Genomic DNA, 13,359 nt, shown 5'->3' on the forward strand with positions numbered 1-13,359 from the left:
CGCGTGTTTTGCGACTCGCCCATCTCGATGTGACCACATTAGACGCGGCTACAGACCGGACGGGTCAAATCCTATACCGGCGCATAAAGAAGCGCGCCTAGGCGTAGGCTACCATAGCGTTATGGACGATTGGGGGTAGATTCCTATGCGGCATAGCGATACGGCCGATTATTTGGCATTGATGGCGCGCGTCATCGAAATCTCCGGTTTGGAGGGGCGTGGCGATGAGTACATCGACCTTGTGAACTTGCTGCTGTCGAACAGGGCATTCGAGAATGGCGAGACCGAACGGCTCGCCCATGTCGTCGCATTCGCCTGCCTCGGCGAGAACCACCTGTGGCAAGATATGTGCCTGCAAAGCAGGCTGCAACTATCCGACCTGCTCCATACGCACTTCACACCCCTGGCCCGCAAGAACACCTATGACATGAAATGGAAGAAATTCTTCTATAAACAACTCTGCGAACTCGAAGGTCTCAATCTCTGCACAGCGCCGAGCTGCGGTGTCTGCGTCGATTACGGCAACTGCTTCGGACCGGAGGATTAAAGAGAAGCACGCTCGCAAATATCGAGCGACGCAAATGAAACCACGTATGCTTGCTCGCCTTCCTTGCGCGTCCCAATTAGTAGTGATACTCTTCTATTAAGCTTTGCGCTCCCGCTTTGAGGTCTGTCCTTTGACTCGGGCGCGAAGCGCGATCTCCCTGTTGTCGGATATTTCTATGCGGTCGCGGTCTTTCTGACATCGCCTGTGATTGAACGGACGGCGGCTCGGCTTCATACTTACCGGAAACACTCGACATCACTTAGAACTTGATGCCAACAACCATAATATTTAATCTTACTATTTATGAAGAGGTGGTATTTGTGGAAAAACCCTGGTCTGTCAAGCTATGTGGATTGTTTATGAGACGCGCTGTGGCGATGGCACTGATTGCGCTGCTCGCAAGTTCGAGCTTGCTTGTCGGCAGCTGCGGGCTCCTTGGCAAAAAGCCGCAAGGCCCGTTTACCACCGAGTTTGAAATTAGCGAGGGCAACATCGACTTTTTCCTCGCCAACGACACATTAGAGACAGCGATAACCGGCGGGCCGTTCTACAATGGGGCGCAACCGCTACCGTCCCAGAATACGACCGGGTTCGACACGGCGCGCGCGGCCAAGGTCGAGGAGATAAAAGCCGAAGCGGCGGCGCTCGTCAAAGCGTGCGATGCGGCAAAACCTGCGCTCGCCGCTCTAAGGAGTGAGTACACCACGTTCTTAGATAGCGTTTACAAAGATGAAGAAGGCCTCGAAGACATCGCTCTTGAGACGCTCAACACCGTCGTACTCCACGGCACCATGGAGGTCATCCTCGAAGAGGAATTCCACTCGCTCGTCGCCGAAGAGACTACCCAGACCTACGCAATCGCTATTCGAGACTACTTAGCCGTCTCAAAGGCTGTTGAACTCGCCGGCCTCTATCTTAAGGATGCCGATACGCTGGCAAGCTACTCCGCGCTCATGGTCAACAACCTGTCCGCTTCCAAGAACGATAAGGTCAAGCAGGCAGTTGCCGCTTACGACGGCAAGATGGAAACTCTCATGGGCGAGGCGATAAAAGCGCTCGAACCGGTGGCGCAGCACGTAGCCAATGTCGACCTCGGGCTCAAGCAGCTCGCGAGCGCCGACTACTACTTCTCACTAGAGGCCATCGCGTGGATGAAGGCCGAGCAGGCTAAGCTCGACCCCGTGGTCGCCGGCCTAACCCCACGCGAAGGCCTCACCCAGAAGGACGTCGACGACATCAAAGTATTCTACGGGGCGTTCAAAGAACTCAACTCGTCCATGGAGCAGCATGCCGCCTCTATAGACACCGGTAAACTAATCGAGGTGGCCGAAGCACCGTTCCCCACGTTAGGCATTGCAACGGCTTACGCGGCGCAAGACTACGAAGCCGGTAAGAACTACGCGGCCGGAACCCAAGTCATGCAGCGACAAGCTCAGGCCGAGACGCCCAAGCAAGGCTGGTTATCCTCCGGTTGGAGCGCTGTTAAAACCGGCTTTGGTAAGGTTAAGACCGGGGTCGGCGTCGGCGTGGACGCGCTTGGGCTCGGCGTGCGCAACATCACTTCGGTGGGTGCGGGCATCTACTACGGCAACAGCGGCAAGGATATTATCGAAAACATCATGGATAACACCAAAGAGGCCATAGACAACTACAATAAAGGCGTCTCCGGGGCAAGCACCTTCACGACGGCGGATAAGTACATCAAGGGGGTCGAGACCGGAGCCGGCGACGCGGCGGGCGGCGCGACGGAGTGGACGCTGGCTAAGATATTCGGAAAGGGCAAAATCTCCGGAGGCGCAGGTTGGGCGGTCAACGGTATCACTAAAATCTCGGTCGGCATGTTCACCGGCATGGCCAAGGGCATCTATAAGGTCGCAAATAAAGAGTCGTCCACCGCGGACGTCGCTGTCGGCTTCATCGAAATCGGTCTCGGCGCTATCGGCGGCAGCAAGGTGCTCATCAAGGCAAGCCAGCTCCCGGGGCTTCTTAAAGGCGGCACCGAGGGCGTCAAAGCGTTCTCTAAAATCGTAACCGGGATGGTAGGCAACGCCGCCAACGCTTCGGAGCGCGCCAATATCGCCAAATCCCTCGCCGAGCTGCTCATTAAGAAAGGGATGACCCCCGACAAAGCAAAACTCCTTATCTCGAACACCATCAAGCTCGAAATCAACCAGGCGGTGGGCCGGCTAATCAAAAACAGCCGCGAAGCGATGATAAAGAAGATACGGGACCTTATCGCCAAGGGTGGGACCGGATTCCTTACTAATTTCCAGGATACGGCAAAAGGCGCCTTGACCAACCTAGTCAGCAAGAGTTTCCCGAAAACTTTGCGGGGGCTCTTAGATGCCTTGACCACAAAGATGGGCTCGACCCCGACGAAATATATCGATAATCTGGTCGCCGGCGGGCTCACGAACAAGTTGCTAAAAGACCTCATCAAGGCGGCACTCGCTATCCCGCCCGACCCAGCCCAGGTCAACGGCACCTGGAAGGGCTCTATCATTATCGTAAAGGTCGATATCCCCGAAAGCGAGGCGAAGAGGGCCGAAGAAGCGGGCTGCGAACGGCGGTTCAAGGAACTCGAAGGCAAGAAGAACGCCATGACACTCGTTCTGAACCTGAACGAGTCGGGATCGGGGACGGCCGAACTCTCCGGCGGAACAGGCGACGGCTCCGGCTCCGCCACATACTCGGACGGAGCGATTTCTATGAGCATCACCAGCGCGGGCAGCGTCTTCGCGCTCAAAGGCGCCGTTGCCTTCAAAAAAGAGGGCGGCATGACGATGGCCGGCTCGTGGAGAGCGCCGTTCCGAGGCTCGAAGATAATCATGTCCGGTACCTTCTCGGCGGCTAAGTAGGCGCGGGGTGCACCCGATACTCTTTGAGCTATCGCTGCCCGACGGCACCTCGCTCGAAGTAACGTCATATCGGGTCGCTTATATGAGCGCGGTCTTCGTCGCGCTGGCGATTGCCTGGCTGTTGGCGCGACGAGACGGCTTGCCGGCACGGCGCTCGCTTGCCGTATTGCTAGTGAGCGCTGTCACGCTGCCGGTTGGAGCGCGGCTGTGGCACGCGATAACAAACCCCGAGGTTTATGCGAGCGAACCATGGCGCCTCTGGACCCTTCAGGCGAGCGGGCACGCGCTCTTTGGCGGAGTGTTCTTGGCCTCTGTGGCGGGGGTGCTCGCGGCGCGGTTGATGCGAGTCGATCTCTGGCGGCTGGCCGATGCCGCCGCGCCGGCGCTCGGCGCGGGTATAGTCATAATGCGTCTCGGGTGCTTCGCGAACGGCTGCTGTTTCGGCAGGCTCACCGACGGGCCTACCGGCGTCACCTTCCCTCCCGGCAGCTACGCCCACTTCTGGCAGCTCGCCCACGGATACATCAAGCTCTTCGAGGCACCCCTACCCGTTCATCCCACGCAGTTATATGAGGCCGCGGGGGCGCTGGCGTGCGTGGCGGTGTGGGCGGTTGTGCGGAGATTTAGTGTGCCACATGACGTAGTTAGTGACATGCCAAGCTACACATCCAACATCACGCCACTTCGTGTTCCAAGCGGCGTGCCGTTTCTCTCGTTTGTCGCCGCGTTTGCGGTCGTGCGCTCGCTCAACTGGACGTTTCGTGTCCCACCGGACACGCTCACCGAACCCGGCATCTATTGGCCGATTTACGCCGCAACCGTGGCAGTGTGCGGGGCGCTGGTGTTTGCGCGCTTTGTCGTCACGCGCCGCGACCCTCGCTCAGCCCCTTCCGACTCAACCTCTGCCAACGTTGAACCTTTGGAACCGCGGTCACGTAAATCCGCCAAATTTGCGGAATAATCACCGTTTGTTTTTTCCCCGCTCATAAGAACAGTATGCGATGTCCCCGTCTCTTCAGGCCCGTTCCATCGGGTCTGCTCGATCGCTATAGGGGCTTAATCTGTCGTTCGGCCATCATGTAAATGGGTACAAAATAGACATGGACACGTCTACTCACGACATGCGCAAACTTAATAGCGGTCGGGTGGTCTTAATAACCGGCTCGACGCGCGGCATTGGCCTCGCCTCCGCAGCAGCGTTCTTGCGAAACGACGACAAAGTGGCTATCTTCTGCCGCCATCTGAATCATGTCGATGAGGCGGTGAATAAGCTCGCAGCCGACCAAGGCGCAGACTATCTTGTCGAACGCATCCTGGGGCTTGTCGGGGATGTTCGCGAGCCCGATTCGGTTGAGAACATCGTCGCAACCGTGCTGGAGAAGTTCGGGAGCATCGATGTAATGATTAACAACGCCGGGATTGCGGCTTGGAAGCCGATTGAAGAAACCAAGGAGGAAGAGTGGGACGAGGTCATAGAGACGAATCTCAAAGGAAGCTTTCTCTTCATGCGCGCCGTTGTCCCTATAATGAGGCGACAAGGCCACGGCGTGATCATAAACATCTCCTCCGGTCTTGGCGTGCAAGGTCAGGCCAACTACTCGGCGTACAGCGCGTCAAAATTCGGCCTGGTCGGTCTGGTGCAAGTCGTAGCGGATGAGACGAGCGGGACCGGAATCAAGGTCTACGCCATCCTCCCCGGCGGCGTGTCCACGAAACTCCACCTCGATATCCACCCCTGGGAAGACCCGTCGAAGATGATGACGCCCGAGCACGTCGCAAAAACAATCTTTGAGGTCGCCGAGGGAGTTGGGCATTCGGGGTCGTCGGTTGAGGTTTATTTTTAGAGGTGGTGGATGCAGGGAGTCTAGGTATCCTGATTGCGCTTGCCGCACCTGGCGATGAGAACAATGCCAAACCACTCCATCATGCTGTCGTAGTCAACATGTTTCACATCTATAATAACCTCTAACAATTCCGCATAGCCGCCCACCCCGCCGCAGTCTTCGGGAGGACCCGCTCTCTCCCCACCGGTACAAACCGGATATTCGACACCTTTCTCTCTCGGTAAAATCCGCTCCAGCACCACCTCGTGCTCCCAGCCATCGCCAAAGTCATAAAGATAGCGCGCCTCGTTGTTTTGCGGCGAGAACCAATCGGCGATTTTACACTCGTTCTCGGAAAGTACTTCCCTGTCGTCTAGCAATTCTATATCGTCATCAAGCATCCCGATTCTTGTTTTCTTGCCGCTGAGGGGGTCATTTAGCTCAAACTCATGTAGATGGTAGTCCCACCAGCCTAGCGCATCCTCAATCGCCACATGCAAGTCCCAGAAACCGTATGTTCCTGGAACGTGGATACGACGCCAGATAGGCGGCGCTATCTCTTTGAGTGTTATTTTGAATTGGAAAACGCTATCGAATTCGCTTTTCATGGGCCTACCTTCTACAGGTTCATGCGTGATCATCAGATGTTGCCTGCGATTATCTGAGGCTCTGGGATAGATTTTGAATAAGCGAGGCTAACTGGTCTTTAGTATACCTTTAATGTGCTCTATATCCTTGCGGCTTTGCTCTACCTTTGTCTCAATCTTCTCAACCTCTCCCTCAACTCTTTTTACGTACTCAAATGTAAATAAGCGTTCCTGGTCAAACCGCATTACCATCGTAATGATTTTATCGAGGCGCGAGAGCACCTCGCTATGAGACTGTCTAAATTCATCCCTTAGCACTATCCCTAATTCCTCTAAATCATGCTTCGTCGCAATGTATTTCAGGATATCTTCGTTCACGGGTTTCTCCTATGGTTGTTGCCAAAAACAATATACCCGATTCGGCGACACGATAATAGATGGCAACTCAGCACAATAATAACTAAGTTAGCAGTTGAGTATGGGGCTGTCAACTGCTTGTGCTATAGCACATTTGCATCATTCCATAGAAGAGTAACCTTTCCTGCATGCGGCATGCCAATGATGATGAGGGGTGGTGCTATATGTGATATAGATTCGCCACACTCCCTGGTTGTTTAAGTGCTTTTTGCGAGGATTTATAGAATTGCCAGCTAAGTCCTACTGGCCCTCATGGAGAATGACGTGGACAACCTCTTTCTCCATAATGATGTCCTTACTATTTCGCGGCATCGGCGTCTCGCCGACCCCCCACCGCTGTAGCCATCGTTCGCCGATGCTTGAAGCGGCATCATGAATAGAAGCAGGGCAATCGCTGTGATAAGATTTCGCTTCATGTCCTCGTCCTTTGGTCCTCTAAACAGCAAGGTATTTAGCGAAGGAATGTGGTTCTGGTACCGGCAAATCATTTTCTTTTAGCCTTGTGCATAAAGCTTGATGGCAACGTGCGTTACTGAGCAATTTTGGCCCTCTAGGAATCGTTGGATCGAGCGTGGACTCCTGCATCAAGCAAGAATTTATTCATGACGTTTTCTTTAGGGGTATTACTTTTTCATCTGCCGCAAGCTCGGCCGCATAGCGCAATGCGGCCCGGATATCTTCGTCGGTAACGTCGTATTCCTTTTTAATCTCATCAAACGTCATCCCGCCGGCGAGCGCACCCAGGATAACAGCTACCGGAATTCTTGTGCCTTCTATAACCGGCTGACCATGCTGTATGTTTTGATCAATAATCACGTTTTTCATGAAGATACCTCTTGAATGCAGAATATCATACTAACCCCTAAAGTTTGAAGTTAGCGCCTTAATCTATAATGATTGGGGGCAGGGTCGTTCTAGCACTCATTCCGCAAAAACCTTACCCTCCAAACAGCTCGCTCAACGTTCATTGGGATCGTCAAACGCTACCTCAGCCGGATTGAAGCGCTCAGGGTCAAATTTGCCGCCAAGCCACTCCATCAGCCGGTCGTGTTCTTCATGTTTCACATTGCGAATAGCCTCTGATAATTCCATATTACTATGGCGGTGTCTGGCACTTGCCCATTATCCAAACCAATGGATTTTCTTCTCACGAAGGGCTTTATTGAGGCGTGGATAGCGAATAAGGTTCGCCACCATATCAACTTGCTCCTTGTCCAAATGTGTGCGACGCAAACGCTTTAAGTATTTGACAAGTTCTGCAGGCTTGGCGCACACGTGCATCGAGCAATCGGTCGTTTTGACCCATGGTGACTGGGTAAAAACGATGACTGGGATTATCCACTCGCTAGTCGGACTTGGCATTCTATTTAGCCCTGTATCGCTAAGCCACTTGATGATGAGTTCGGTGTGATATGCGTTCTGCTTCGTCGGGTTGTTATCACATTTGACCCAATCTTTGCCTTGTTGCCTCTTCCACTTGTCCTTGTAACCCGAACATGGCGCTTTCCATGCTTTTGTCTCGATAACGAAGAGCCCGGGCGGACCAATCGCAATGTGGTCGATTTGTGTGAGCATGTCGGGCTTTGGCTCTATAATCACATCGTTGAACAGCACCCATGAATCCGCTAAGTCCCGCTCAAGCAATCCCGCGACCTCAGTCTCGCCTTGTGCGCCTTTATCTACGCAAGCTTGCTGCGTTTTGTCACATTGATATACAGCGAAATCTCCAGCAAGTTTCGGATATAGAAATGCCATATCCGCATCGACAGAAGCCCTGGCTTCGTCCCGTGCTCTCTGTTTCTTTCGCTCAAGCCATTCTTCAAACTGCTCGCGCAAAGCATTGTCCTGCGTTAAAACCCGCGCCATGGTTCACCCTTTCGCCTGCTGTTGACATACCAAATAATCGTGGGGTTTGGTGTGTTGATTATCGGTATTCTTATTGTCATACGTTAGGCAATATTCGAAGAGTGATTCATCTGAGGTTGGCGACATCGATGCTTAGTGGATTCTGGCGAGTATTTTGTAAAAACCTCTATTTCTGTGTTGTCCTGAAAACGGGGCACGGTCAAGGTGGATAAAAGACACCCGCCGTAAACACGAAGCTTATGGTGTATAGTCGCAAGGGTCAAGGCGTCTGTCGGTGCATTCAACAACCACGCCGACTGTGGGTTTATGCAGAACCATAATGCGCAAGGCTGTCGCCAGGCAGTTCCCTCTCCTGGCCTTCAGAACAGTTTGACTTTACGTCATGTAATGTACGGATGCTCGAGGCCTCCCGCACCAAGCACCGGATGTCATAGCTCTACGGTTTACGCCATCCTTTCTAAACCCCCTTTAGCTTGCCACTAAAAGGGTATGCCTTGATCGGGGTGCCGCCAATCTTTTTTCCAGCTAACCGCTAGAATTATTAAGTTCCGTTTGCACTATTTTTATTGTTCCAAAAACACTCAAGCGTGCAATACACGTTCATCGCATTCAGCCGATTTTCGTTTTCCAACTCATAACTTAAATTCGAAATCTCTGATGCACTTCCCCCCTCAGTCCTAAAGATTGTTGCCATTCATCGACTCGTCTATACTTAAAGCATGAACCAGCGCGAAGCAGTTATAAAGACAATGGAAACGAACGGTGGTTTTGCAACCCTTGGATATCTCAACCAGAATGTGCTTAAGGTTGAAGATTGTAAGTGGATGACAAAAACTCCTTTTGCCAGCATTCGCCGAATTGTTCAGAACGACAAATACTTTTTCAAGATCAAGCCTGGTCTTTGGGCTCTCAAATCTTACAGAGATAAGCTTCCACGAGAAATTCTCGAGAGCTTAGAGTCGCCACAGGACCAGATACTGCAGCAGGAATTCAATCATAGCTACTATCAGGGATTACTCGTTGAGGTGGGTAATTTAAAGAAATATGAAACATTCATACCGAGCCAAGACAAGAACAAATCATTTCTTAATGGAAAATTAGGCGACATAGCAGCAATTGACACCATTTATAGATTTAGCTTTGACGAAACTATCAACAGGGCTCGAACGATAGACGTTATATGGTTCAACATACGAAAAATGCCGGCCAAACTATTCGAAGTCGAACATTCAACCGATATCTATAATTCTCTCTTGAAATTCGTCGAGCTTCAAGATTTCTATTCGGACTACTATATAGTCGCCGATATACACAGGCATCAGGAATACAATAAGAAACTAACCCTGGATGCTTTCCGCCCTATAGAAAAGAGGGTTAAATTCTTAAGCTATGATGATTTATCAGCGCTGCACACGAAAACTTTTGAAGCAATCGCTATTGAAGAGAGGGTTTTCTAAAATATGAGGCAGTTTATTTTTATGACTCTTGAAGGACACACATATCAACCCAATAGCGAAAGTATCGAGCCAGATATCGAAAACTTACAGATTGTCGCTTTTGGCCAAGGTCGCACCGCTCAGGAAGCACTGGAAAACACGCTTAAGGAGCGTCCTTATTTACTAAGTACGAGTTTTAATGAACTCATAGCTGCCGAGGTAGCAGATAGCAATCGCGAATACTTCTGCCTTGATGAATTTAGACAGTAGCCAACCCTTACTTTGTTACTCAACCCTTCGTCTTGCTAACCATCATATTGAGCGAGCTGCTTAACTTGCTGTACCGTTGCGAGTATTCACCCTCTTCAGCTTCACGTATTGTAATCGTATACATCACGAGGCTATCTCGCCGGTAATTCTAGAAACTGACCATCTGTAAAGCCTGCTTTCTTTATCACTACCCTGCACATCCCGTCTTTAGCGTCTTCAATCTGGCATGGCAATGAACGGCCCGTTTAATGTTCGTGTGATCACTTTTCACCGTCGTTGCGTCCCGCCTGCTCGCACAAATGCCGCACTTGCATGGTACCTTTTACGTTTCTTAGTTCAGGCATTGGTTTAAACAGATAAGATGTCTAAGCGATCGTTCCTTATATGTTATATTAAGCAAGTAACGTCTGATGCGAATTAAAACACCAGGTCACTCTAACTGGGCATTTTCGAGAGAGAAAATGTGCGCCTTGAAGATGCTCACAACTTTGACCTATATATTCGAAAACTAATTCGCATCAGACGTAAGTAGGGTTTTCTAGTGCTAAACCGGGAGAGACGATGTCGCTAAACGTCATAATCGGCCCCGCGCAGAGCGGCAAGAAAGAGGCGCTGCTCGGGCTATTCATCGATAATATCGGGCGCAACCCGCTGCTGGTCGTGCCGAGCACCCCCGAGGCCCACTATATCCGGCGCGAGTTACTCCGGCTTTCGGGTGCGATTATCGGCGCGGAGGTCGTGACTTATTCAAGGTTCATAGATGACCTGGCTGCGCGCGCTGCCTTAACACAGAGGCGCATCGATAGCACCCAGCAGAAATACATCGTCCAGCGCGTGACGGCCGCGACAGAGCTGACGGCGCTGGCTAAATCCTCCCGGTATCCGGGCTTCTATGAAACGATGGCGGGCTTCTTCAATGAGCTGACCGAGGGCATGAATAGCCCCGAAGCCACGACTAGGGCTTTTGCCGAGTGGGGTAAAACGCGCTCACGAGGCGCGCATTATCTCGATGATATCGGCAACCTCTACCGCGCGTATATGGACAAGCTAGAGCAGCTCGATCTCCTGACCGAGCAGCTTCTTAGGTGGGAGATTGCGCGCGCCCTGGAAAGCGGCGAGATATCGGAAACACACCCCATCTTTATGTATGGTTTCGACGATTTTACGACAAGCCAGCGGAGAATTATAGAGCTTCTAAGCGTCGACACAGATATCACCTTCACCTTGACCTACGAGGATACGGCGGCGTTCGAGTCGCGCAAGGACGCGGTCGAGACACTCCTTGAGAGCGCGAGTTCGGTTATGGACGCGCAATCATCGAGTGCAAACAATATGCAACAGCCTGAGCAACCCCCAAGACCCACGCAACCGGTATCCCGGCAAGAGATAACATATCTCGCGGCGGCGGGAGAGCGCGGCGAGGTCGAGCTGGCCGGTGTTAAAATACTCGAACTTCTGGAAAGCGGCCGGTACAGGCCCGATGAGATAGTGGTCATCTTGCGCGACCCCGTCTTCTACTCAAGGGCGCTCGTCCGGGTATTCGAGAATTTCGATATCCCCTACTCCTTGAACGAGCCGATCCCGTTGAGATATAGCGCGCTCGGGCGCGCCGTCCACGCCTTGGTGCGATTCGCCTACGAGGACGGGGCCGACGCGGATTTGGTCACCTACCTTCGCATCCGCTATCCCGATATGCGGGAGGCCGTCGACGACTTCGAGCGCTCCATTCGTCTGGTAAAAACCGCCGACCCACAGGCAATGCTTGCCGAATGGTCGAGAATATCGAATACCCCGGATAGTAAGGTCGAAGCGCTACTCTCGGCGACCGGTTTGTCCGCGGCAATACCGCTCATTCTCGATATCTCAACCGAAGCGCTGAGCGTCATACTAGAGCGGGGGGCGCAACTCGGCCTTAGTCGTGGCGAGAGACGCGGCAACCTTTTCACCTTCGAAGAACGCGCTTCGATCGAGGCGCTCACAATAATCAAACGCCTGCTGACCAGCCTCAAGCAGCTTAAAGACATAGACGGTTCCTTCGAACCGCAACTGCCGGAGTTACCGCTTAAGCTCGCGCAAACAAATATTCGTTTAGGCCGCGAAGCCGAAGCCGGAAAGGTACACGTCTTTAGGGTTCACCGTTCGCGGGGTCGCCTCTATAAGGCGGCGTTTGTGCTCGGCCTCAACGAAGGCAGATTCCCCAGAGCGGTGCGCGAAGACCCCTTCTTCAACCGCGAAGAGCGCCGGGGGCTTGCCGCTCTTGGGTTAGAGATTATGACGCGCGACGACAACGTGGCCGAAGAGCGCTACCTCTTCTATGTGGCGACGACGCGCGCCACAGAGAAGCTCTACCTCAGCTACCAGCGGGTCGACAACGACGGCAATAAGCTCCTCAAGTCATCGTTTATCGGCGATTTTGAAGCGGCCCTTAGCGATACGGGCCGCGCGGGCGTAACCGTCAAGCGTTCTCTCTCAAGCATACTCTTCGACGGGGTATCTCTGCCGATACCCAACGCTAAAGAGGCGTTGAGATATGCCGCCAGTCAATACCGCGCCCGGCCCGAGTTCGCCCGAGAGATATCGAATAGCGTCGAACGACGCGCCGACCTGGAGGACGCCGCATCGCGCGCGCCGACTCGCGCGGCGGCGTTTCACGGCTCTGAGGCTCTGGATGAGCTGGCGGGCAAAGATACTTTTAGCGCCTCAGAGCTGGAATCGTTCTTGCGCTGCCCTTTCAAATGGTTTGTGGAGAAAAAACTCAAACCCCAGGACTTCGAAGCGGAACTCGACGCGCTCAACAAAGGCTCGATGTACCATGAGACCCTGGAGCGATTCTACCGCGCGCTGCCCGCGAAATTCGGTGAGAGCAAGCCGGTTAAAGCGAAGCTCCCGGAGATGGAGGCGTCCATAGTCGGGCTTTTCGAAGATATTTTTACCGCCGAATCACCCGACACGACGAGCGTCAACGCGCGTTTCGCCAAACATGAAATGTCCGAGAACCTCAAGCGGTTGATACGGGCGGAAGCCGCGCGGCCCTCCCCGTTCACGCCCCGCTATTTCGAGGCGAAGTTCGGCACACCAAATGAGACCGGCAACCCCGGTCACCGCGAAGACCGGCTCTCGCTCGGCGACGGCGTCTACATGCGAGGCGTCATCGACCGCATCGACACCGACGACCGCGACCGGGCGGCCGTCATCGATTATAAAAGCAACACCATATCGGGCGCGAACGACATGGCCAAGTGTAAGAGCCTGCAGTTGCAGGTCTACGCGATGGCCGCGAGCGAGCTTTTCGGGTTGACACCGGTAATGTGCGCCTTCGTCTCCATCGCGAAAACAAGGATGGACGGCATCTACAACAGCGACATTCTCGAGCGGGCGCCGCTACCGAAAAAAGCGGCCCGCAATAGTGAAGATTTCGAGACGATTCTCGGCGACGCCCGCGAAACACTCATCGCGCTCGCCGCCGAGCTGAAGAAGGGTGAGTTCGAGCCGAACAAAGACGCCGACTGCCGCAACTGCCCCCTCCCCCATATCTGCGGAAAGGGGCGTGTGTAA

The 13,359-nt window shown here is 53.2% G+C and carries 11 protein-coding genes; 7 read left to right on the top strand and 4 right to left on the bottom strand.

Translation table 11 applies throughout. From position 1 onward, the window contains the following. The first annotated feature begins 145 nt into the window (after positions 1 to 145). The 4 genes from KGZ93_00995 to KGZ93_01010 all read left to right on the top strand — a co-directional run bounded on the left by KGZ93_00995 (position 146) and on the right by KGZ93_01010 (position 5,249). A complete protein-coding gene (locus KGZ93_00995; GenBank protein MBS3908202.1) occupies positions 146 to 547 on the top strand; it encodes a nitrogen fixation protein NifQ in 402 nt (133 codons plus the stop codon). A gap of 320 nt (positions 548 to 867) precedes the next feature. Next, complete coding sequence (locus tag KGZ93_01000) at positions 868 to 3,405, top strand: hypothetical protein (GenBank protein ID MBS3908203.1); 2,538 nt, start codon at positions 868 to 870, stop codon at positions 3,403 to 3,405. A 7-nt stretch (positions 3,406 to 3,412) separates the two neighbouring features. Continuing rightward, positions 3,413 to 4,366 carry a prolipoprotein diacylglyceryl transferase gene (locus tag KGZ93_01005; GenBank protein MBS3908204.1) on the top strand — a complete coding sequence of 318 codons (954 nt, stop codon included), beginning with the start codon at positions 3,413 to 3,415 and terminating at the stop codon, positions 4,364 to 4,366. A gap of 139 nt (positions 4,367 to 4,505) precedes the next feature. Next, entirely contained in the window at positions 4,506 to 5,249 is a 744-nt protein-coding gene (locus tag KGZ93_01010) for an SDR family oxidoreductase (GenBank protein ID MBS3908205.1), read from the top strand. A gap of 20 nt (positions 5,250 to 5,269) precedes the next feature. Here the strand turns inward: KGZ93_01010 and KGZ93_01015 are convergent, their stop codons facing one another. From KGZ93_01015 to KGZ93_01030, 4 genes are all read right to left on the bottom strand, one after another. Continuing rightward, entirely contained in the window at positions 5,270 to 5,836 is a 567-nt protein-coding gene (locus KGZ93_01015; protein MBS3908206.1) for a plasmid pRiA4b ORF-3 family protein, read from the bottom strand. An 87-nt stretch (positions 5,837 to 5,923) separates the two neighbouring features. Beyond that, positions 5,924 to 6,193 (bottom strand): hypothetical protein, encoded by a 270-nt coding sequence (locus KGZ93_01020; protein MBS3908207.1) that lies wholly within the window; start codon positions 6,191 to 6,193, stop codon positions 5,924 to 5,926. Between the two features lie 639 nt (positions 6,194 to 6,832). After that, on the bottom strand, positions 6,833 to 7,057 hold the full coding sequence (locus KGZ93_01025; protein ID MBS3908208.1) for a DUF433 domain-containing protein: 225 nt from the start codon (positions 7,055 to 7,057) through the stop codon (positions 6,833 to 6,835). Positions 7,058 to 7,354: 297 nt separating this feature from the next. After that, positions 7,355 to 8,098: an NERD domain-containing protein gene (locus tag KGZ93_01030; GenBank protein ID MBS3908209.1), complete on the bottom strand. Its 744-nt coding sequence runs from the start codon at positions 8,096 to 8,098 to the stop codon at positions 7,355 to 7,357. Between the two features lie 719 nt (positions 8,099 to 8,817). Here KGZ93_01030 and KGZ93_01035 point away from each other — a divergent pair. The 3 genes from KGZ93_01035 (at position 8,818) to KGZ93_01045 (ending at position 13,359) form a co-directional block, all read left to right on the top strand. Then, positions 8,818 to 9,555 carry a hypothetical protein gene (locus KGZ93_01035; GenBank protein ID MBS3908210.1) on the top strand — a complete coding sequence of 246 codons (738 nt, stop codon included), beginning with the start codon at positions 8,818 to 8,820 and terminating at the stop codon, positions 9,553 to 9,555. Positions 9,556 to 9,558: 3 nt separating this feature from the next. Next, complete coding sequence (locus KGZ93_01040; protein MBS3908211.1) at positions 9,559 to 9,804, top strand: hypothetical protein; 246 nt, start codon at positions 9,559 to 9,561, stop codon at positions 9,802 to 9,804. 561 nt (positions 9,805 to 10,365) lie between these two features. Continuing rightward, entirely contained in the window at positions 10,366 to 13,359 is a 2,994-nt protein-coding gene (locus tag KGZ93_01045; GenBank protein ID MBS3908212.1) for an exodeoxyribonuclease V subunit gamma, read from the top strand.

The organism is Actinomycetota bacterium (assembly GCA_018333515.1).
GTDB lineage: Bacteria > Actinomycetota > Aquicultoria > Aquicultorales > Aquicultoraceae > Aquicultor.

Bases quoted from the DNA above. Each gene is read 5' to 3' on its own strand.
- KGZ93_01045 (MBS3908212.1), top strand. From the start codon at position 10,366: ATGTCGCTAAACGTCATAATCGGCCCCGCGCAGAGCGGCAAGAAAGAG.
- KGZ93_01035 (MBS3908210.1), top strand. From the start codon at position 8,818: ATGAACCAGCGCGAAGCAGTTATAAAGACAATGGAAACGAACGGTGGT.
- KGZ93_01010 (MBS3908205.1), top strand. From the start codon at position 4,506: ATGGACACGTCTACTCACGACATGCGCAAACTTAATAGCGGTCGGGTG.
- KGZ93_00995 (MBS3908202.1), top strand. From the start codon at position 146: ATGCGGCATAGCGATACGGCCGATTATTTGGCATTGATGGCGCGCGTC.
- KGZ93_01040 (MBS3908211.1), top strand. From the start codon at position 9,559: ATGAGGCAGTTTATTTTTATGACTCTTGAAGGACACACATATCAACCC.
- KGZ93_01030 (MBS3908209.1), bottom strand. From the start codon at position 8,098: ATGGCGCGGGTTTTAACGCAGGACAATGCTTTGCGCGAGCAGTTTGAA.
- KGZ93_01025 (MBS3908208.1), bottom strand. From the start codon at position 7,057: ATGAAAAACGTGATTATTGATCAAAACATACAGCATGGTCAGCCGGTT.
- KGZ93_01015 (MBS3908206.1), bottom strand. From the start codon at position 5,836: ATGAAAAGCGAATTCGATAGCGTTTTCCAATTCAAAATAACACTCAAA.